This window comes from Idiomarina tyrosinivorans, assembly GCF_003987475.1.
Classification (GTDB): domain Bacteria; phylum Pseudomonadota; class Gammaproteobacteria; order Enterobacterales; family Alteromonadaceae; genus Idiomarina; species Idiomarina tyrosinivorans.
Window position 1 is genome coordinate 21,996 of sequence record NZ_PIQH01000010.1, and the last position, 20,848, is coordinate 42,843.

Genomic DNA, 20,848 nt, shown 5'->3' on the forward strand with positions numbered 1-20,848 from the left:
TAGAGATTACGCTGCGGCAATAAATTCGCTTAGCCAATGATTCACTTCAGCAGGATGGGTCAATGGTCCCATGTGCCCCGCTTCAACCATTTTCTCAGTGTAGTTGGGTAACACCGTTTCTAACGCCGCCGCTACCGCCTTTGCACTGCGCCGCGTAGCTGCGCCACGCAACAATAATAGCGGCTGTTGAACCGCCGCATAATCTTCTAAAGCAGCAGGTTCATTTAACAAGGCATCAAAATCTAGCGAGACCTTTTCTGCCTGCGCAATCATCAACTGCTGAATTTTACTGGGTAAGGCATCAAAGTAACCTGATGCATTCCAATAATCGACGAAGGTTCGGGTGCAATCTTCAGCGCTGCGTCCACGCATCGCCTCGCTGATGGCTAAAATTTCCTCAAGCCCCGGTGAATCTGTTGGTAGCACATGGAAAGCAACTGGCTCATACACCGCAACTTTAGCCACAGCAAAAGGTTGTTCCTTGGCAATCTTCAAGGCTAACGCACCACCATACGAATGGCCCACCAAGATCACCGGTTGTTCACCCGCAAATTGTGCAACTGCCTCCGCGACTCTGGGTATTTCGTCGGCTAAGCGAAAACGCACTCGCGATTGAGGTTGCGGCGCTTGGCCATAACCCAATAAATCCACGGCAATCACTTGGTAGTCATTTGCCAATTGCTGAACCAGTGCTCGCCACTGACTGCTTGCGCTTTGTGAACTGTGTAATAACACCACCGTTGGCGCCGGCTGTTCAGGACCCCAGCGATAAATACCTGGTTGCGTTGCAGCAGTCATGGTGCGCAATTACATCCAATGAAACGAAATGTATTGGCCGAGTAAAAATCCCGCAGACACCAGCAGCACTGAGAAAGTTAGGATCATGCCTAACATTCGCATCCACGAACTTCCGATGCTTCGAGTCAACCCCATAGCATGGCTGATACGCGCAATCACTAGCGCCGCACCGAGCACATGCAGTAACGCCGTGCTGGCCATCTGAATTTCCATAAAACCCAGCAGCAGTAGCGCTAAAGGAACATATTCAGCAAAGTTGCCATGCACTCTGATCGCAACTTTCAGCGGCAACGCATCACCTTCACCAATGCCAACCCGGTAGCGCCATCGCAAACGAATAATGCGGGCAGCCAAAATAAGATAAATAACAACCAGTAAGCTGGCGTATAGGCCGACAGTGGTAAGCGGTAATGGCATAATTAGGCTCCTAAGCGCTCGCCCAGTTCACGGCTGATCGCCTCAACATTTTGGGTACCATCAATTTGGTGGTACTCAGTCGCTGTCGTTTCCGCTTTGTCACGATAATACGCTAACAAAGGTTCAGTTTGTTCATGATAAACCGCCAAACGCTTACGTACCGTTTGCTCTTGATCATCGGGACGAATAACCAGCTCCTCGCCAGTCACATCGTCTTTACCGTCTTGTTGCGGCGGATTATGTTCAACATGATAAACCCGACCTGAACCTGGATGAACACGACGACCACTCATACGTTTTACAATCACTTCATCCGGCACATTGAATTCAATCACATGATCCACATCAATGCCTGCTTCATGCATCGCATCAGCTTGTGGAATGGTGCGAGGGAAACCGTCTAAAAGAAAGCCGTTTTGACAGTCGGGTTCGGCAATACGTTCTTTCACCAACGCGATAATGATGTCGTCAGAGACAAGCTGTCCTGCATCCATCACTTTCTTCGCCTTTTGGCCTAATTCAGAACCTGACTGAATGGCTGCGCGCAGCATATCGCCAGTAGAAATTTGAGGGATCCCAAACGTCTTCATTAAAAATTGCGCTTGGGTGCCTTTACCCGCTCCTGGTGCGCCGAGCAAAATAATGCGCATGAACAACCTCGTTGTTTTCTGCAAAAGTAAATGTCTGAGGGGAACTTTACATGGTGAGCTGATTTATTACAAGACAGAAAAGCCTTGAGAGCGCGTATCATGCCGCTCTCAGGGCTTTTTTACAGCGCTATTAAGGCTAGCGCAAAATGAGCTTATTCAAACGACTCACGAAGCCGGCAGGATCTTTTAAACTGCCTCGTTCAGCGAGGGTTGCTTGGTCGAGTAACAACTCAGCCCATTCGCCAAATTGCTCGGCGTCTTCTACCGCAACCATTTGCTTCACCAGCGCGTGCTCCGGGTTGACTTCCAAAATATACTTCGTATCTGGAACTTTCTGCCCTGCTGCCTCCATTAGCTTGACCATTTGCGTCGACATATCGTGTTCGTCGGTAATGATACACGCGGGTGACTCGGTTAAACGGTGGGTGACCCGCACTTTCTTAACTTTATCCCCTAACGCGTCTTTAAAACGCTTCAACTGGTCAGCGAAATCGGCTTCAGCTTTCTCTTGCGCCTGCTTCTCTTCGGCATCGTCCAGTTCACCCAAGTCCAAATCACCGCGCGTCACTGATTGGATAGGTAGCTCTTTGAACTCCGGCAAATGGCTCATTAACCACTCATCGATGCGGTCTGATAGCAACAACACTTCAACGCCTTTCTTGCGGAAGATTTCTAACGCGGGATTGTGTTTAGCCGCTTCATAACTGTCAGCAACGATATAGTAGATCGCTTTTTGGCCATCTTTCATCCGTTCCTTGTAGTCATCCAAGCTAACCGACTGTTTGCTATCGTCGTTATGGGTTGAGGCAAAGCGAAGCAGTTCGGCAATCCGTTCACGGTTTGCGTTATCCTCAGCCGGCCCTTCTTTTAATACTGCCCCAAAGGTATCCCAGAATTGTTGATACTGTTCAGCATCGTCTTTTGCCAACTTCGTCAGCATTTGCAGCACTTTTTTGGTGCTACCGTTACGCATCGCCCGAGTGATTTTATTGTCTTGCAGAATCTCGCGAGAAACGTTCAGCGGCAGGTCATTGGAGTCGATCAAGCCTTTCACGAAGCGCAAGTAAGTTGGCATTAGTTGCTCGGCGTCGTCCATAATGAACACCCGCTTCACATAAAGCTTCACGCCATGCTGTTGATCGCGGTTCCATAAATCCCAAGGCGCGCGCTTAGGAATGTATAGTAAGCTGGTATATTCCGTTGTTCCTTCTACTTTGTTGTGGCTCCACAGCAACGGCTCATCAAAATCATGCGCTATTGATTGGTAGAAATCTTTGTATTCTTCATCGCTAATATCAGACTTATCGCGCGTCCACAAAGCCTTACCCGAGTTAACGGTTTCCCACTCACCCGGTTTGGCTTCCGTTTTCTTACCATCTTCTTCGCTGCTTTCAGGTTCTGGATCTTTCCATAGCTGAACCGGAATACTGATGTGTTCAGAATATTTGTTGATAATTCCGCGCAAACGGAAATCATCAAGAAACTCAAGCGAGTCATCGCGCAATTTGACGATGATATCAGTACCACGTTGCGCTTTTTCACACGATTTAATGGTGAATTCACCATCACCTGCAGACTGCCATTCAACCGCCTCATCGGTTGCTGCTCCGGCTGCACGGGTGCGCACAGTCACCTGATCAGCGACAATAAAGGCGGAATAGAAGCCAACCCCAAACTGGCCGATTAACTGGCTATCTTTCGCTTGATCACCAGAGAGCTGACTGAAGAACTCGGCGGTACCAGACTTAGCGATTGTACCGAGGTTATTCATCACCTCATCGTAGCTCATACCGATGCCATTATCACTGATGGTCAGGGTGTTGGCATCTTTATCGATCAGCAAACGGACACGCAACTCTGCGTCATCGCCATACAGCGTGTTATCGCTTAGCGCTTTAAAGCGCAGCTTATCAGCCGCATCGGATGCGTTAGAAACCAGTTCACGAAGAAAAATTTCTTTGTTGGAATAGAGCGAGTGGATCATCAAGTGCAGCAGTTGCTTCACTTCAGTCTGAAATCCATGCTTTTCAATGTGACGGGCTTCCGCCATAACGGGTTCTCCTACTGAGTTGTTAATACACCTTCAGTAGAAGTGGGGATGGTTTTACAAATTTCAAGCCAATCAGTCGAGCCTTTTACGACCGCTGAAAGCGTGCCCTAGCGTTGTTTGGTCGACATAGCCTAGTTCGCCACCGACCGGTACCCCATGTGCAATGCGCGAAGTGGTGATGCGATGTTGTCGCGCTAAGTCAGCGATGAAGTGGGCGGTGGCTTCTCCCTCTACCGTAGGGTTGGTTGCTAAAATCACTTCTTCAATACCGCCCTGCTGTAACTGCTGCTCTAACACATCCAGGCCAATATCATCCGGACCAATGCCATCTAACGGTGATAGATGTCCCATTAAAACAAAATAGCGACCTTGATACTGCGAAGTCTGCTCAATGGCCATCACATCGGCCGGTGTCTCGACTACACAAATCAGACCTGAGCTTTGCCGTTTAGGGCTCTCACAGATACTACAGAGGGTATTTTCGGTCAGCGTCCGGCAGCGTTGACAATGGCCTACATTATCGGCGGCAGTCAACAGCGCCTGAGCCAGCACTTTGGCTTCCTCTCGACGCCGTTCCAGTAATTGAAAGGTCATCCGTTGCGCCGATTTCTGGCCGACGCCAGGTAAGCAACAGAGTGCCTTTATTAGATCATCAATAGCTGACATAACTGCCCTGCAGCAAAATTAGAATGGCATCTTAAAGCCTGGCGGTAATCCCATACCACCGGTCAATTCAGACATCTTCTCTTTGCTGGTTTGTTCAACTCGACGCACCGCATCATTAACGGCTGCTGCCACCAAATCTTCTACCATCTCTTGGTCATCATCTTCCAGCAAACTCGGGTCGATGGCTACACGGCGGACGTTGTGATTGCCCAGCATTGTGACCTTGACCAAGCCCGCTCCGGCTTCTCCAGTCACTTCCATTTCTGCAATTTCTTGTTGGGCTTTTTGCATGCGCTCTTGCATTTGTTGCGCCTGCTTCATCATGTTACCCATTCCACCTTTAAACATATTGGCTTCTCCAATTCTCTACATCATATTCAGTTAACGCGCTTTAACGGACTTTTGATCCAGTTGCGCGCCAAATTGTTGTGATAGTGCCTGCACAATTGGGTCGGATTCTAACACATGCGCAGCATGTTGCAGACGGGTTTGATCGATTTCCTGCTGCAACACAAAGGGTGTGGGCTGCTGCGGCTCAATAATCTGCCACTGAAACTGAGCAGCGTCACCAAATACCTGTTGCAGCGCCTGAGTAATCTGCTCGGCGATGGCATCGTTGAGCAATGCTTGTTGCTGTGGAGCAAGATTTATTTGAAATTGATTATCGGCGTGTTTAACAAATTCGGTGTGTAATAGCACTTGCCGCGCCAAGCCACTCACTTCAAGCGATTCAACGATGGCACTCCAGCGGTCAATATCACTTGCCGCCTTGTGAGCAGGAGTGATTTCAGGCAATGCTTGGGACGAACGCGATGGCGCCAACGTTGCTACCGGTTCATCCTCAAGCGTTGCAGACTCGAGTTCATTCGCTTGCGGGTCGGGCTCTGGCGGTTGAAACTGTGGTGTTGATAGAGGCTCACTGACCTCTACGACTTTTTCATTTTTTTTTTCGGTCAACGAAGACCGGGTGGCTAACAGCGCTGATAATGCGTCATCGCCACTGGCATCTGGTTCTGGTTCTGATTCTGGTTCTGGTGCTTCTGGCGGCGCTGGTTGAGGTTGCAACACAGGCTCTGCTGGCGGCTTTTCCGCTTCGTTGGGTTGTGCCTGACGCAATTGCTCGGCATCGGCCATCAGCTTTTGCTGCTGTGCCGTTAAATCATCTTCTACCGTCTGTTCCTCGCTGTCATCTATCGCAGTTGACGGCGCTTGGGAAGGTTCTACGACATCATAGTGAGGGACCAAACTTAACAACCGCAACAACGTCATCTCCACCGCATCACGCGCAGAATTGGCGTAAGGCAGTTCGCGTTTGCCCTCGATCACAATCCGGTAAAATACTTGTAGCAATTCCGCGGGTAACCGTTGCGACAACTGTTGCGCAGCGGCGTCCAGCTCGCTCACGCTGGCACTGCTCGGCACCGCCTGAAAAATGGCTAAGCGATGGAGCAAACTTTGCAGTTGATCCAGTAACGCCCCAACATCGGGCAACAATGCCACCATATCATCCAGTTGCGCAAAAACTGCTGCACTATCTTGCTGTTCAACAGCTTGCAGCAATGGCACCAATCTAGCCACAGGGATGCTGCCTAACATCTGCTCAACGGCCGCCTCTGATACTGATCCCTCTCCTTGCGCGATGGCTTGATCCGTTAGGCTTAGCGCGTCCCGAATACTGCCTCTTGCGGCGCGTGCCAATGACATCAGTGCCGCCTCCGCAAATGGCACCTGTTCTTGTTGCAAGACCTGTTGCAGATGCCCTTGAATGATCGCCGGTTCCATCGCTCGCAAGTTAAACTGCAAACAACGCGAAAGAATAGTAACGGGAAGTTTTTGCGGGTCAGTGGTAGCAAGCAGGAACTTAACGTGCTCAGGCGGTTCTTCTAAGGTTTTCAGCAGCGCATTAAAACTGTGGCGCGACAACATGTGCACTTCATCGATCAGATAAACTTTATAACGCCCTTGCGTTGGCCGGTATTGAACGTTATCTAGGAGCTCACGAGTGTCCTCGACTTTGGTGCGTGACGCCGCGTCAATTTCGAGCAGGTCGACAAACCGACCATTATCGATAGCTAAACATGCTTGGCATTGTCCGCAGGGCTGCGCACTAACCCCTTGCTCACAGTTCAGCGCCTTGGCAAGAATGCGCGCAATCGTGGTTTTACCGACCCCACGGGTTCCGGTAAATAAGTACGCATGGTGTAAACGCTGTTGTTCCAACGCGTTGTGAAGTGGCTGCAAGACATGTCGCTGGCCCACAACTTGGTCAAACTGCTTGGGTCGCCATTTACGCGCTAGAACTTGGTAACTCATTGCTTTATTGCCTCCGACTTTGAGAGACTAACTTAACCTAAAAAGTACAGAGGGTATAGTAAGGAATCGCCTTATCGTCGAGACGGTCGATTCCCGCTAGGTCCTGCAATCCGATCACAAATGCGGCTTCGTGCAACGTTGCGCCCGTTTGCTTGAGTAGCTCTGCCGCGGCAAGAACGGTACCACCAGTCGCTAACAAATCATCAATCAACACCACCTTATCGTCGGCGCTTAAACCATCTTGATGAATCTGTAGCTCATCTTCGCCGTACTCCAAGGCGTAGCGTTGCGAATACACCTCACGAGGTAATTTCCCGGGCTTACGCAACAACGTGAAGCCTACGCCCAAGGCATAAGCCAGTGCTGAGCCGAAGATGAATCCGCGCGCTTCAATCCCAACAATTTGGGTTATACCTTGCTGTTGATAGCGCTGTTTGAACAGATCGATGGTGACATGCAGCGCTTCTGCATTAGCGAGTAGCGGCGTAATATCACGGAAAGTCACCCCAGCTTTAGGGTAGTTTTCGATAGTTCCGATCGCTTGTTTAATGATTGCCAGCGACTGTTCCGTCATGCTTATTTCCTATTACGCGACATCACGCATCATGAACCCTTTCACTGCTTCCGCCAGTGCGTCATCCGCGATCGGTTTTGCGAGGCAATCGTTCGCCCCAGATTTCAGCGCCTGTGGTTCTATCTGATTGATTTCCTGCGTGGTCATCAGCAACAGTGGCGTATCCTCATAGTCCACCAACTCGCGTAAATTACGCAACAAGCTAAGGCCGTCCATGACTGGCATCTTGTGGTCTAATAACACCAAGTCAAATTGCCCTTGTTTAGCCTGGCTTAAGCCGTCTAGACCATCGACTGCTTCAGTTATTTCGGCATTGACAGTACGTAGCGCTTGAACGAGTTGAGCGCGGGTACGAGGGTTGTCCTCTACCAGCAGAATACGAAAGCTCATGACGACAAAAATTTAATCAATCCGAGTACTGCGGGCAAACTCACTGTGCAGAAAAATACAACGACAGCCAGTGGGATAAAACGTTTTTTTGTGCTTTCACGAAATGCTACATCAGACATGCGGCTTACCTCTCTTTTTACCGGTCGCTGATCATACTGGATCCTTGGACCGGTTAAAAGGAGGAATCAGTACTTTCACTTCCGCTAAATTCATTAACGCCTGTTGGACCGTTTCAGCCACCTCGGAAGGAGGCTGCTGACTCAGTACCGATTGCGAGAATTGGATGATTTGACGTTGCGAAAAGCCCTCCTCAGGCCAACCAGATTGGTGTAACCATAGTGCCGTAAGCGGCGATAACTTACTAAACCGAATCGCTCCATGGGGTTGTCGATACACCACAAAGCACTGCGCTTGTGGCAGCGGTTGTTGAGGCTGAAATGCTGGAGATATTTTATCCAGCGGATAAAAACTCACAATCGATTGCAGGGTCGAATTCCAACGCCATAGCGTTGCGCGCTCTGCAACCTGTTCTGGCGCGTTTGCCACAGCAACCTCAAGCCACTCATAATACGCCAAGTCAGCGGCAAAAGCCGGTAGCTCTGGTTGCTTTTGACAAAATTCAGCAAAGCTCTGGGCTATGTGGTGAAAGTACGGTGAATGCCCGCGAAATTGACTATAGAACTGCTGTAGCAATGCCGCTTTACGTGGCTTGGATAGCAGTGACAACAACACTGGGAATGCCCGCTCGACAAATTGGACGATGTTGTTTTTCAGCAAACGCCGATAAACCGCGAGCCGCTGTGGCTCAACATCCACTAAGTCCTTTTGTTCTGGCGCCGTCACCGCTTCAACGAAACGTTGTTGAATGCGCTGAAAGTCATGCATATACGGAAGCCGCCTCGTACTGCAACTGTTTGATGGTTTCCAATTCACCCGTGAGTGCGGTGAGACTGGGAACGTTGCTGTCGCGTTCGAGTAATGTTGGCCGTTGGCCATGGTGTCGATAGCTATAAGCTAATAATTCATAAACCTCCTGCTTGATTGCGCTCGCATGAGTATCAACTAAAAGCTCAGCAGATTCTTCGCTATGTCCAGCGATGTGGTAATAGCGAATCGCATGGCTTGGAATGGCGCGGATAAACTCGCGTGCATCATAACCGTGATTAAAACTATTAACGTATACGTTATTGACATCGAGTAGCAGTTCGCAAGCGGACTCGGTTAATACTTGTAGGATAAAATCTATTTCACGGATATCTCGTGCTAACGGCGTGTAATAGGAAATATTTTCCAGCACTAACGGCCGCTCTATAATGTCCTGCACTTGCCGCACCCTTTCAGCAACATAACTCGCTGCGTCGGCGGTAAACGGCATCGGCATCAAGTCGTACAAATGGCCTTGAAAGCTACTAAAACTGAGGTGCTCGCTATACCAAGGGATTTGATAGCGTTGCAAAAACGTTTTAATTTCGAGCAGGAAGGTCTTGTCTAACGGTTCGGGTCCGCCGATAGATAACGACAAGCCATGGCACCGGAGCGGATAGTTCGCAGCAATTTGGTCCAATAGCTCCAGCTTGCGTGGTTGGGTCATCCAGTTTTCTGGCGCCAATTCCAAAAAATCACATACTAAGCGGCGCTGTTGCGCCGCTTCAATAAGGGGTCGCCGTAGACCAATTCCTACAGCTTGACGTGGTAACGTGTTATTCGTCATCTGAATCGTCTGATGAATCCTCAGAACCACATTTACCTTCGCCGCACTTACCCTCTTCCATTTTGTCCTTCATCATTTCGCGTTTGTCCATGTGCTCTTTCTGCATCATCTCACGCTTTTCCATGCTCTTTTCTTTCATCATATCGCGCTTTTCCATGGCCTTCTCTTTCATCATATCAGCCTTGTCATGCGCTTGTTCTTTCATTTCTTTGCCTTTCTCTTGACCGTCTTGTTTCATCTCGTCTTTTTTACCACCGCAAGCACCGTTAAGGTTTGCACGCTCGTAACCACTACCTAAATCCATCGCGTGAACCGTTGTTGCTTGTGCTTCCATTGCAGCCCCTGCAGCTAACGACAGCAGCGCAGCAGCAGAAATAGACATTGATTTGTTCATCGTCGTACCCTTCATTGTTGTGAGAAATTGTCTATGAATAACATAGGACAAGACCCGAGAAAGGCAAATAACTTACAAAAAAATTACATTGTGCAACAGACATAAAAAAAGCCCGCTAAGTAGCGAGCTTTTTTCTTCAGTTTTACTTTACTAAAGGTCTACGCCTTTACGCTTAGCGGTTGAACGAATGTAACCTTCCCAGCTACGCGCATTTCTGCTCTGGTTGCTGTAGTCTTTCGCTTGGTTAACATAGCTCAATGCTTTGCGATAATCGCCACCGTAGAAATAGGCTTCTGCTAAAGACATTAGGACTTTTCCTTTATCTTTGCCTTCAGCATAGTCCAGTGCTTTCAAATAAGGTGTTGTTGCAGCAACGTATTGCTCATTCAACACTAACACTGAACCTTGCTTACGTAGGTACTCCGCCTTATCTTCAGCCTCTTCGGCTTTATCTGCAGCTTTACCGTACCAATGCGCAGCCTCTTTCCACTCTTTCGCTCGGTGATAACTTGATGCGATACTGCTTAGCACGTTCTCAGTAGCTTTCACATCGCCCTTCGCCACATGTTCCTCTAAAACTTTGGCCGCTTTATAAGGAACGCCGTTGTTATCGTACAACTGCGACAAAATACGGTAATGCGATTCAGATGTTAGATAGCCAGCAATGTCTGCAATTTCCATTGTTTCCAATGCTTTCTCATACTGTTCATTAGACAGATACATCTGCGCCAACTGAGGCCACCACTTAGTGACTTCTGGCATTTTGTTTAAGCCTTCGATCAACACGTCAATGGCCTCATCATACATCTTGCGTTCATAGTAAGACGCCATCATCAACGTATAGAGATCTTTATTGGGCTTGTCCGACGCTGCTAACGCCATGCGCGCAGGTGGAATAATCTTTGCGTACTGTTTAGTTTGATAATAAGCATTAGCAAGATAGTTCAGTACGCTCGGATCTTTTTCGCCGGTAAACATCAACCATTTTTTCAAATAGTCAATCGACTGCTCGTACTTCTCTTCTTGCAGGCTTAATTGGCCAACTAACTTGAGCACTGCAGCTTGATCGTTCCAACCGAGAACATTTGCATCAGCAGCTTCTTTCAACATCGAAAGTGCTATAGCAGATTTCTCATTTGCCGCATATAAGTTACCAAGGAAACGTTCCAAATACGCTTTATCGTATTCTGAATTCGTTTCAACCTGTTCAAGCATTGCGATCGCACCCTGAAGGTCATCTTCTTCATAGAGTTTGAACGCTTCCATGATCGAGCGACCAACGCTCTGTGACGCCGCTTTATTTTTACGGCTATCTTTCATGGTTTGAACGTCTTCTTTACTTGGTAGCTTAAAACCTAAGTCTTGTTCTTGCGCATTCGTCAAAGGAGAAACTAGTAAACCCACAAGAAGTAGACTGATCGAAGTAATATTACGAATATTCTTCATGTCTTAATTCTCCTGTAGGTTAAAGTCTAGCTGAACGGTCATCCCTTCTTGACGAACAGGCTTACCATCGATCACTTTGGGTTTATATTTCCAGCGAAGCAAAGCACGGCGTGCTTCCCTGTCAAACACCCGACGAGGCTGCGAATCAAGAATTTCGACGTCGGTTACATTACCCGCTTCATCAATCGTAAAGCTGAGCTGTACCCACCCTTCGATGCCCCCGCGAGCTGCTTCCTGAGGATACCGTGGCTCGATACGAACGATTGGGGTTGCGTCACCATCTTGGTTCATAAATGAACCTGGCCCTGCAAGACCTGTATCAGCACCGCCAACGTTAACATCAAAGCCTAGGTCCATATTCAGACCACCAGCATCAGACGTATCAGGCGTAGAGTCTGGTGTCTGAGGTGGTCGACTAGGTGGCGGCGGTGGTGGCGGCGGTGTCCGCCGACGTTGCTGCACATCCGATTCAGGTGGCGACGTTACGATATCAATCACTGGTGTTGGTGGTGGCGCTTCATTACGCTTAGCGCCACCTCCAATCAAGTAAGCCATAAAGACAAACAAACCAAACGTAACGGCGGCACCTAATAGTAAAGATACTAAAAAGCGCACCATATTAGTTAGTCTCCGCGGCTATGGATATCTTATCGATACCCGCTTCCTTCACTTGATCCATGACTTGAACCACAACACCGTGCTCAGCTTTTTTATCAGCTTGAATGACCACCAAATCAGTAGGCTGTTCGGCGACCATACGCTCGACGTTTGCGGCAACACGTTCGACATCGACCATGCGTTTATCCATCCAGACTTCACCATTTGCACGAATAGCAATAAAGATATTCGCCGACGGCTTTTTCTGTGCCTGGCTGGCTTCCGGTTTATTCACATCGATACCTGCTTCTTTTACGAACGAGGTCGTAACAATGAAGAAGATCAACATGATAAATACGATATCGAGCATCGGCGTCATATCAATCGACGCGTCTTCCTCTTCTCGAATACGTTTACGTGCCATAATTATACTCTCTTAGTGATGTGGCAAACTGTCGACCAAATTCTCTTTCGCACGTTTCACCTTACTTTCAAGGCGAGTGGCGAAGAACATGCCAGATAGGGCCGCAACCATACCTGCCATTGTTGGGATAGTCGCCATTGAAATACCAGACGCCATCAAACGAGGGTTACCCGTTCCTTGTACCGCCATAATTTCAAACACTGCAATCATCCCAGTTACCGTGCCTAGCAGTCCAACCAGCGGACATAATGCTACACAGGTTTTGATCAACAGAATTCGTGCATTCAGTTTATCATTCGCTTCGGAAATCCATGCTTCACGGATTCTATGGGCGTACCACGAGGTCGTATCTTTCCGTTCGTTCCAGCGTGCGATGATCGTATCACGTAGTTTTGGAAACGAATTCACTAGATACCAGTAGCGCTCGATCATCAGTACCCACATTAGAAAGAGCACCCCCATGACAACGTATAAAACGTTGCCACCGGTCGCAATAAAATCCCTGACAGATTCCCAAAGTTCTATCAGGTAAAGCATAGGATTACTCCTTCTCCGAATGCGCTGCGATGATGCCTGCAGCCTGCTCGTCCAACACGTGAACGATATGCTTGCTGCGAGCAGCCACAACACTGTGCGCTAGAATCAATGGAATCGCGGCAATCAAACCTTCAGCGGTGGTTACCAATGCCATTGAAATATCACCTGCCATGATCTTCGGATCACCAGTACCAAACAAGGTGATTGATTGGAACGTACCAATCATACCAACAACCGTACCCAATAGACCCAATAATGGAGCGATAGCAGCAAAAATCTTAATAACGTTAACCCCGGCATCGATGCTTGGCGTCTCACGCATGATAGCTTCGTCCAGTTTCAACTCTAGGTTTTCAGCGTCAGCTGATTTGTTCTCGTGATAAACCTTCAAAATGCGACCCAAAGGGTTCTTCTCTGAAGGGTTAGAGATGTTTTTCAGCTGTGAGCGAATTTTTGCATTAACACTTGCCAAGGTAACCAGCTTGTAAATAGAGATTAATAAGCCAAGAATCAGTACTGCGGTAATAACATAACCGACTGTGCCACCTTGGTGATAACGCTCTTCAAGTGTCGCTTTCTGCGTTAACAAGCTCAGGATTTGACCTTTTGACGGATCCAGATAAACACCGGCATAACCGCTTGTTGTATCAGTAAACTCATCCGCTTCATCAGTGACATAACCATCTGGTTGACGACCAAGAGGCTGAACTTGCTCAGTTGCATCGCTATAGATTAGGTAATCACCATTTGGCGCGATCAAGTTGAATACGCCGACACGGGTAACGTCCATTTGCTCAGTTCCGCCGTCCAACAAGGTTACGGTGGTAGGGAACGTCACAACTTTACCTGACTCAGTCATCTCAGTAAGCAACGCTAACCAAAGCTCTTCCAGCTCTTTCAACGTAGGAAGTTCTTTCGCTTCAGAAAGACTTTCCAACACGTCTTCACGACCTGGATACTGCGCGCTAATAATTGAAGTAGCGATACGGCCAATGGTATCTGTCGCAGCGCCACGAACGACACCGAACATTTCACCTAATGTACCTTTCGCGTTTTCCAATTCAGTTTCTTTGTTTGCCAGCTTGATCTCGTTTTCAGAGAAGGCTTTCTGCAAACGCTGACTGCGAGCTTCCTCGTCTTTTAGCTGTTGCTTGGCTTTATTTAACATTGCCTGCTTGTCGGCTTTTTCCGCCAAGAAGGCTTGCTCGCGTTGCTGATCAAGCTTACGTGAGGATACTCGATTTTCTTTGACCAATTGAAGCAGTTGATCAAGTGATTTTGCTTCTGGCTGCGTTTGTTGCTGGGCGTTTGCAGCGATTGTCGTACCAGCAGTTAAGGTAACGGTTGCTGCGACCAGCACATTTTTCAATAGCTGTTTCATTCTGCACTCTCCGCTGCGAACACTGGAAGTTTAACCAGATCATAAGCTGTTTGCTTACGAGACATACGAATAGCCGTTGTCAAAGGACGAATAAATTCATCTTCCAAAGCTGACCATTCGTCAGTTTCGTTGTTGTAGATCCACGCGTTTTTCAGGTCCAACGATTGTGCTAAGAAAGTCACGCGACCCATATGGAAAAAGTCAACTGCAACTTGTTCGCCATTGATGTCTAAAGTGCCTTCATAAGACATCAAACCAGAACCATATTCAAGTTCTGCTTGGTACGCTTCAATCACCTGACGGAAACGCTCTGACGTAGAAACGTCTGAGTCTTCCATGATTTCGCGTAAGGTCGCAACGCGCGCTAACCGCTTTTCACGACTTATCGGCATGTCCAACTTGATGAAGTTCTCTAATGCATCGATCATTTCATACATCAGTGGAATCACACCTTTCTTAGTGTCTTCGATACCATTGATTTGTTTTTGCAATGACGCCAAAGATGCCTCTTGGTCTGCTACCAAGCGTGCAACGTGATCATTGTATATTTTAAGGTTCTCGTACTCAGCGATAGTCGAGCGGTAATCGATCAAAAGATCTTGACTTTGCTCGAACAGTGAGTCGATTTTCTTCTGCGACTGTTCAGACGCAGCGATCGTTTTAGCATCTTCGCTTTGAAGTTTAGCGACGTTTACTTGCTGGGCAGCAGCAATACCGCTACCGGCCATCGCCATTATGCCCACTAGGGCTGTTGCGATTTTGGTTCTATTGATTACTTTGGTCATAGTTCCCAACCAATTTGACTTAACTTCCGCTTCATCGCGAAAAACGCGAGAAACACCAGTTATTGAGTGACGAAAAGATTTATTAACCATGCTGCAATTGCCAACAAGGGCAATAACCAACAATACTCCCACGACACCACAACCCTGTCAACCGAGTGCAATCGGCCATAGAGCGTAGCCCCGCTAACTTCTAATGCACTGCGACAAACTGCAAGTACATCAAACGACGGTGTTTTTGCAACAACCTAAACTATTGCAAAAAAATCGTCGCGTAACATCTTTTTACTCTCACAGCGCAAATTGAGTGCTGTTAGCCGAAAAAAATCGACACCTCACAAAATTAACGCCTACTCGCATAGTATCACTTTTCGATCCGCAAACAACAGCCAGTTACATATTTCAACGTTTTTCAAACAACTTTTTTCACTGTATATATCAATGATCAACGAACTATTCAAAGTCGGTTTTATCTCTGAGCATTAAAATGTAAAATTAATTTAGTAAAATCCGTGAGTTACATAACAGTGTTGTCATGACATTACATATTCCCACGATCACACGTTCCTAACAAGATTAGGACAACAATGGGGTGATTTTTAGCAATTATCCCGTTATTCTACTCTTTGATTTGTCACTCAGGCTAAGACGTGTGTCGTTAATTAATAAACTTAACCAACAAATCTCTCGGCTTCGTGAACAAGCAGCCGCACTGGATAAACAATTGCTTGATCAGCGCCAAGAAACCAGTGAACAATGGTTTGACCCACACATTTTTCGCACCCGAGCGCAATTTGCGAGCCCTTATGTAGAAGAACTCGAGCAAACCAAGCAACAGTGGATACAAGACCCTAGCCCACAGCGAACCGCACTCCTAGAGCAAAGGCTAACCCAGCAGTTAGAGGCACTTAGCCGCACGTTGGCCTGGCGCTTAGCGCCGAAACCGAGAAAGCCGGCTCAGCAGTCCATGACGCGGGAACAAACACTGCAAAGGTTGCGCGACACTCTCCAGCAGTATCACCAATATGAACGGCGACTCGACAACATGTTGGCAACTGCCACTACGATTTCCGCCAAACAACAAACCGAACAACGGCTAAACCGCTGCCAGCAAGCCATTAACGATATTCAAGCAAAGCTTCGACGCTATGAAGAGAAATAGTACACCGTTTATCTATCATCCCATTTATAGTGACCTAGTACTCCCTCCGCGGCACCGTTACCCAATTGGAAAATATCGAGCGCTGCAGCAATGGGCAGTGCGTCACGGTGCCAAACCTGAGCAGTGGCTAACAGCGCAACCGCTGAACTGGGACAAGGTTGCTACGGTGCATTGCCGCAACTACATCAGACGCTTGCAGAACAATGATTTTACGAAAGCAGAATGGCGTCGAATTGGCTTTCCCTGGTCACAGCAGTTATTGACACGAACCCTGACGTCGGCGGGCGGAACGTTGCAAACAGTAGAGGTGGCACTTCAACAGCAACTGGCGATTCACTTCTCCGGCGGCTATCATCACGCTCACTATGACTGGGGGTCTGGTTTTTGCTTAATCAATGATTTAGCAATAGCGGCTCGGCATGCTGTTGATAACCTCGGCCTATCAAGTGTGCTCATATTTGACACCGACGTTCACCAAGGCGATGGTACAGCCACGCTTTTTAGCAACGAGTCACGCATCATCACCTGTTCTATTCACTCGCAAAAAAACTTTCCTTTCAATAAAGCGCAGTCCGATATTGACGTTGGCGTGGCAGACGATATTAGCGAAGCGGATTATTTGCAGACGGTTTTTGACACACTAGAAAGCGCTATTAATAGGTTCCAGCCACAATTAGTGCTTTACGATGCTGGGGTCGATATTTATCAGCGTGATGATCTCGGAAAGTTAGGTATTTCATTAGCTGGCATTTACCAACGCGATTTACAGGTTTTAGGACTACTGCAGCAGCGTCAAATCGCTACCGCGGTAGTTATTGGTGGTGGTTACCAGCGCCAATTAGATCGGCTAGTTACGGCGCACGGTCAATTACTGCGCGCCGCCCACCATTTATTCAGTGCGTAGCCAAAAGCCCAAGGCCTTTTTCACCCTTTCCGGCAACACCGGTAATTCAGATTTTGGCAGCAAATAGGTCGCCATAGCGAAGAAGTCATTAAAAATACGATTCGACTCAGTGGTTTTTTTCAAATAATCGTGTCCCGATGAACCACCCGTACCAATTTTACTTCCCAGCATACGTTGCACCATCATCGCATGCTTATAACGCCAAATCGTAAATTTCTCATCCATTTCGGTGCACTGCGTGATCACCTGGAATGGCAAATTGAATACCGGTTCTTCACGATACAGTGAAATAAACAGCGCGCTTAACATGGCTTTTTGCGATAGTCGAACCTCACCCGCAGCCCTCAGTGCCTCATAGCGTTGTTCGTCAAACAGTGCTTCAAAGCGCTCTCGAGTGGCAGCAATCCCCTCTAATTCCGTGGTCTTCTCTTTATCGGTTAGGGTATTGTTGCTTGTCACGATCTCCGCTTCTTGGTCGAGCATCCGCTCAACAGCGTCACGGTACATCTGCCAGAAGCTAAAATCTTCGAACTCGAGGAACGGCATCCGCGCCAACCAAGCATCCACCCGATCAAATAAACTCGGTTGTTGTTCAAGCATCTCTAAATATTCTCGGTCTGCATCATTTAAACGGTTATAGAACGAGGACTGATCAAAGGCGACGCGGCGTGCTCGGGTCAGCCCTAACCGAATCTCTAACTCTTTGAATTGGATGCTTTGGAACCCTGATGCCGGCACCAAGTAGTCGCGGAATGATAGAAACTCTTGCGGCGTCATGGTTTCAATCACCCCGACCTGTTGATTCATCAGTTCCTGAATAGTGAGTATTCGCTGTAGCCGATGCACGACGGTAATTAACGCGTTGTCCGCTACGTGTTGGGCATTAAAAATGTCATGTACCGACCGTAATTCGTGCAACACCTGCTTAAACCACAATTCGTATACCTGGTGTACAATGATAAACAGTGTTTCATCGTGCGCTTCATCGCCATAGCGAGGGCTATGAGGCTCTTGCGCTGAAAGCAGTTGGTCAAGTTTTAGGTAGTCACCATAGTACACAGGGACGATATTCTTTGGCATAAGCACTCCTTGTCAGTGGACATCAAATTAGACCAACTGCAATCGGTCAAGTAAAGTGGACTATACAACTATTTTGTATCGCACACGCCTGAGGAGGCTGATATGAATTACAGCGACGATATTCACAATTACTACGAGCGTCTCGTTGGCGACCGTATTGAAGAGTTAGAATTACAACGACGCTATGATCAAGATTTTCTCGCCGACCTTTGTTGCTTGGTACTGAACCAACTACCGCCGCGTTATATTCGGCATGAAGTTGATATGGCATTTTTTCTGCCACCATCCAAACGCTTAGATATGGAAATGCAGGTGCACAAGGCGGTCAATGAGGCACTGGAATTTTTAACGGAAAGAAATAAAAGCCAGAATAAAAAATAGGGTGGCGACTCTACCAGCCACACCCCGGCACACGTATCCCCAACTACGGCTGCTCCCTTCCGGGCCTGACCGGGTTCGCTGGTTAACGTTGCGGGGGGACCCGCAGAGTCACCATAACGGCGCGGATTATCTCGTAAACCTGCAGCGCTAGCAAGCGCTGTCGAGGCAATTCCCGCGCGTTCGTTTACTTTTTCTGCAATTTAGCCTGAATAGTCGCCTGGGTATCGGCATGCTGTAACGCTTTGGCAAAGCTCTTCACTTCACGGTTGATCCGATCTGGCACGGGCTCTAACGGCGCATTGATGAGCGCTTTAGACGCACGCAGTGAGGAAACCGGTATCTGCCGGAAACGCTGGCAGTAGGCGTCTATGGTTTCCGCAAGCGCTTGATCGTCGACCACTTTCGATACAATACCTGCTTGCTCAGCGTCGTCGGCAGCAAAATTATCACCCAGCAAGAGCCATTCAGACGCTCGTAAATGCCCTGTCAGTAACGGTAGTAATTGACTCGAACCCGCTTCTGGCACCAACCCTAACTTGGCGAACGGAAGTGCAAACTGAGCAGAACGTGCCGCAATCACAATATCGCAATGCAGCAGCAAGGTTGTACCTATACCGATCGCCAAGCCATTCACTGCAGCAATCATCGGAACGGATAATCGCGCAACACAGTGTAAAAATTCGAACACTGGTGCAGACGCATCAATTTCGCCCATGCCAATAAAATCGGCAAGATCGTTACCGGCGGTAAAACTATCTCCCGAGCCGGTTATGACGATCGCATGAATCGCCCCGTCCTGCTCTGCTTGTTGCAACGCAGCAGTGAGTTGCCGATACATATCTTGGGTGATCGCGTTTTTCTTTTCTGCGCGGTTGAAGGTCAGGGTCATGATGCCCTGTTCAACTGCAGTAATGATGTGAGATTGTGCCATTCGCTGCCTCAAACTGGTTGTACCACTTGAGACAGCTTAGCACCGTCAACTGACGACTGTCATCCTTGTTGACGCTTTTTCCATGCCGCTGCGGTTTTTTCATGCATTGGCAAAATCATCTCTAATGCGGAAATTCCTGGATCGTCCAGGGTCATATTATTCGGCTGTTTTGGCTCTACCCGTTGCCCCCAACGAATCAGTCCGGCGCCACAGGTTAAACCGCCACCGAATACTGCTGAGATAATACTATCTCCTGGCTTTACAAGGCCTTGCTCAACAGCCTCGGCGAAGGCAATCGGCAGTGTTGCCGACGAAGTATTACCATAGTTCTGAATATTGATAACGGTTTTATCTGACGGCACCTTACACAGCTTAGCGAGGTGATCGATGAGGCGCTTATTGGCTTGGTGAGGAATGAGTGCATCCACGTCATCGGTGGTCATTCCGGTTTCTTCAAACACTTTGGCTACCGCCGCATTCATGCCCTTCACCGCGCGTTTGAAAATTTCTTGGCCAACGAAGTCGAATTGCATGATACCGTCGAAGTTAAACCGGTCAAAGCTCAAGCCGAAATCGACACTCAACACGTCACGAGCATCTGCATCGCAACTAATGTGGCTTGATAACAGCCCTACAGGTTGGTCTGAGGCTTCTAAAATCATTGCTCCGGCGCCGTCGCCAAACAACACTGCACTTTCCCGTTTGGTCCAATCCAGAATCCGCGACAATCGTTCCGCACCGATAATCAGTACCCGCTTTTGCGCACCTGTTCGGATGGCTTGGGTTGCCATATGCATGGCATATAAGAAACTACTACAGGCAGCATTAAGATCAAATGCAGCGGCGGTTTTTGCCCCTAGCTTCTGTTGTACCGCAGAGGCAACGTTGGGAATAATTTCATCCGCTGTACAGGTGCCAACGATAATTAAATCAAGATCGTCGGCTTCCAAACCCGCTGCTGCTAGCGCATTTTTTGCCGCAACTGTGGCCATTTCTGAGGTTCCGACGTGACTAATACGACGCTCCGAGATTCCGGTTCGAGACGTAATCCACTCATCAGAGGTATCTAAAAATGTTGCAAGGTCATCATTCGTTAATACAGCTGGTGGTAAACATTTACCCCAGCCGGTAATTTCAGCATACGTTGTCACAACTAAAACCTTTTTCAATCCATTCGCATATCCACTTCTGCTACCTTACTTGGCAGTCGGCAAAGTGGTGCCTTTCCGCTATCATATCACGATTGTTAATCGGGTGAAC

The 20,848-nt window shown here is 48.1% G+C and carries 24 protein-coding genes and 1 other RNA gene; 3 read left to right on the forward strand and 22 right to left on the reverse strand.

Going from position 1 to position 20,848, the window contains the following annotated elements:
* Window positions 1-6: 6 nt before the first annotated feature.
* The 18 genes from CWI84_RS10470 to CWI84_RS10555 form a co-directional block, all read right to left on the reverse strand.
* Window positions 7-798 (reverse strand): alpha/beta fold hydrolase, encoded by a 792-nt coding sequence (locus tag CWI84_RS10470; RefSeq protein WP_126842539.1) that lies wholly within the window; start codon window positions 796-798, stop codon window positions 7-9.
* Window positions 799-807: 9 nt separating this feature from the next.
* Entirely contained in the window at window positions 808-1,215 is a 408-nt protein-coding gene (locus CWI84_RS10475; protein WP_126842540.1) for an MAPEG family protein, read from the reverse strand.
* 2 nt (window positions 1,216-1,217) lie between these two features.
* Window positions 1,218-1,865, reverse strand: a complete 648-nt coding sequence (adk, locus tag CWI84_RS10480; RefSeq protein WP_126842541.1) for an adenylate kinase — start codon at window positions 1,863-1,865, stop codon at window positions 1,218-1,220.
* Between the two features lie 136 nt (window positions 1,866-2,001).
* Window positions 2,002-3,915, reverse strand: a complete 1,914-nt coding sequence (htpG, locus tag CWI84_RS10485) for a molecular chaperone HtpG (protein WP_126842542.1) — start codon at window positions 3,913-3,915, stop codon at window positions 2,002-2,004.
* Window positions 3,916-3,987: 72 nt separating this feature from the next.
* Window positions 3,988-4,581: a recombination mediator RecR gene (recR, locus tag CWI84_RS10490; protein ID WP_126842543.1), complete on the reverse strand. Its 594-nt coding sequence runs from the start codon at window positions 4,579-4,581 to the stop codon at window positions 3,988-3,990.
* 18 nt (window positions 4,582-4,599) lie between these two features.
* Entirely contained in the window at window positions 4,600-4,929 is a 330-nt protein-coding gene (locus CWI84_RS10495) for a YbaB/EbfC family nucleoid-associated protein (RefSeq protein WP_126842544.1), read from the reverse strand.
* A gap of 33 nt (window positions 4,930-4,962) precedes the next feature.
* On the reverse strand, window positions 4,963-6,894 hold the full coding sequence (gene dnaX / locus CWI84_RS10500) for a DNA polymerase III subunit gamma/tau (protein WP_126842545.1): 1,932 nt from the start codon (window positions 6,892-6,894) through the stop codon (window positions 4,963-4,965).
* A 37-nt stretch (window positions 6,895-6,931) separates the two neighbouring features.
* Entirely contained in the window at window positions 6,932-7,468 is a 537-nt protein-coding gene (locus tag CWI84_RS10505) for an adenine phosphoribosyltransferase (RefSeq protein WP_126842546.1), read from the reverse strand.
* Between the two features lie 12 nt (window positions 7,469-7,480).
* A complete protein-coding gene (locus tag CWI84_RS10510) occupies window positions 7,481-7,858 on the reverse strand; it encodes a response regulator (protein WP_126842547.1) in 378 nt (125 codons plus the stop codon).
* Between the two features lie 150 nt (window positions 7,859-8,008).
* On the reverse strand, window positions 8,009-8,743 hold the full coding sequence (locus tag CWI84_RS10515; protein WP_157981019.1) for an HvfC family RiPP maturation protein: 735 nt from the start codon (window positions 8,741-8,743) through the stop codon (window positions 8,009-8,011).
* Window positions 8,736-9,569 carry an HvfB family MNIO-type RiPP peptide maturase gene (locus CWI84_RS10520; protein WP_126842589.1) on the reverse strand — a complete coding sequence of 278 codons (834 nt, stop codon included), beginning with the start codon at window positions 9,567-9,569 and terminating at the stop codon, window positions 8,736-8,738. Before CWI84_RS10520 ends, CWI84_RS10515 begins: the two co-directional genes overlap by 8 nt.
* Complete coding sequence (locus CWI84_RS10525) at window positions 9,559-9,963, reverse strand: HvfA family oxazolone/thioamide-modified RiPP metallophore (RefSeq protein ID WP_126842549.1); 405 nt, start codon at window positions 9,961-9,963, stop codon at window positions 9,559-9,561. The genes CWI84_RS10520 and CWI84_RS10525 overlap by 11 nt, the downstream gene beginning before the upstream one ends.
* A gap of 150 nt (window positions 9,964-10,113) precedes the next feature.
* Window positions 10,114-11,409, reverse strand: coding sequence for a tetratricopeptide repeat protein (locus tag CWI84_RS10530; RefSeq protein WP_126842550.1), 1,296 nt, complete (start codon window positions 11,407-11,409; stop codon window positions 10,114-10,116).
* 3 nt (window positions 11,410-11,412) lie between these two features.
* Entirely contained in the window at window positions 11,413-12,027 is a 615-nt protein-coding gene (locus tag CWI84_RS10535; protein WP_126842551.1) for an energy transducer TonB, read from the reverse strand.
* Window position 12,028: 1 nt separating this feature from the next.
* Window positions 12,029-12,430: an ExbD/TolR family protein gene (locus tag CWI84_RS10540; protein ID WP_126842552.1), complete on the reverse strand. Its 402-nt coding sequence runs from the start codon at window positions 12,428-12,430 to the stop codon at window positions 12,029-12,031.
* Between the two features lie 12 nt (window positions 12,431-12,442).
* Window positions 12,443-12,967, reverse strand: coding sequence for a MotA/TolQ/ExbB proton channel family protein (locus CWI84_RS10545; RefSeq protein ID WP_126842553.1), 525 nt, complete (start codon window positions 12,965-12,967; stop codon window positions 12,443-12,445).
* 4 nt (window positions 12,968-12,971) lie between these two features.
* Window positions 12,972-14,348 carry a MotA/TolQ/ExbB proton channel family protein gene (locus CWI84_RS10550; protein WP_126842554.1) on the reverse strand — a complete coding sequence of 459 codons (1,377 nt, stop codon included), beginning with the start codon at window positions 14,346-14,348 and terminating at the stop codon, window positions 12,972-12,974.
* Complete coding sequence (locus CWI84_RS10555) at window positions 14,345-15,133, reverse strand: DUF3450 domain-containing protein (protein ID WP_126842555.1); 789 nt, start codon at window positions 15,131-15,133, stop codon at window positions 14,345-14,347. The genes CWI84_RS10550 and CWI84_RS10555 overlap by 4 nt, the downstream gene beginning before the upstream one ends.
* Window positions 15,134-15,782: 649 nt before the next feature.
* On the opposite strand from CWI84_RS10555, the gene priC reads away from it, so the two are divergent.
* Window positions 15,783-16,292 (forward strand): primosomal replication protein PriC, encoded by a 510-nt coding sequence (gene priC, locus CWI84_RS10560; protein WP_157981020.1) that lies wholly within the window; start codon window positions 15,783-15,785, stop codon window positions 16,290-16,292.
* Window positions 16,279-17,196, forward strand: a complete 918-nt coding sequence (locus tag CWI84_RS10565; RefSeq protein WP_126842557.1) for a histone deacetylase family protein — start codon at window positions 16,279-16,281, stop codon at window positions 17,194-17,196. Before priC ends, CWI84_RS10565 begins: the two co-directional genes overlap by 14 nt.
* Here the strand turns inward: CWI84_RS10565 and CWI84_RS10570 are convergent.
* Window positions 17,182-18,276 (reverse strand): tryptophan 2,3-dioxygenase family protein, encoded by a 1,095-nt coding sequence (locus CWI84_RS10570; protein WP_126842558.1) that lies wholly within the window; start codon window positions 18,274-18,276, stop codon window positions 17,182-17,184. The two genes, CWI84_RS10565 and CWI84_RS10570, sit on opposite strands and share 15 nt — an antisense overlap.
* A gap of 102 nt (window positions 18,277-18,378) precedes the next feature.
* Here CWI84_RS10570 and CWI84_RS10575 point away from each other — a divergent pair, with 102 nt between their 5' ends.
* Window positions 18,379-18,657 (forward strand): late competence development ComFB family protein, encoded by a 279-nt coding sequence (locus CWI84_RS10575; RefSeq protein WP_126842559.1) that lies wholly within the window; start codon window positions 18,379-18,381, stop codon window positions 18,655-18,657.
* Window positions 18,658-18,665: 8 nt separating this feature from the next.
* Here the strand turns inward: CWI84_RS10575 and ffs are convergent.
* From ffs to CWI84_RS10590, 3 genes are all read right to left on the reverse strand, one after another.
* Window positions 18,666-18,762, reverse strand: an RNA gene (gene ffs, locus CWI84_RS10580) — signal recognition particle sRNA small type.
* Between the two features lie 79 nt (window positions 18,763-18,841).
* A complete protein-coding gene (locus CWI84_RS10585; protein ID WP_126842560.1) occupies window positions 18,842-19,588 on the reverse strand; it encodes an enoyl-CoA hydratase-related protein in 747 nt (248 codons plus the stop codon).
* Between the two features lie 59 nt (window positions 19,589-19,647).
* Entirely contained in the window at window positions 19,648-20,739 is a 1,092-nt protein-coding gene (locus CWI84_RS10590) for a ketoacyl-ACP synthase III (RefSeq protein ID WP_126842561.1), read from the reverse strand.
* Between the last annotated feature and the right edge of the window lie 109 nt (window positions 20,740-20,848).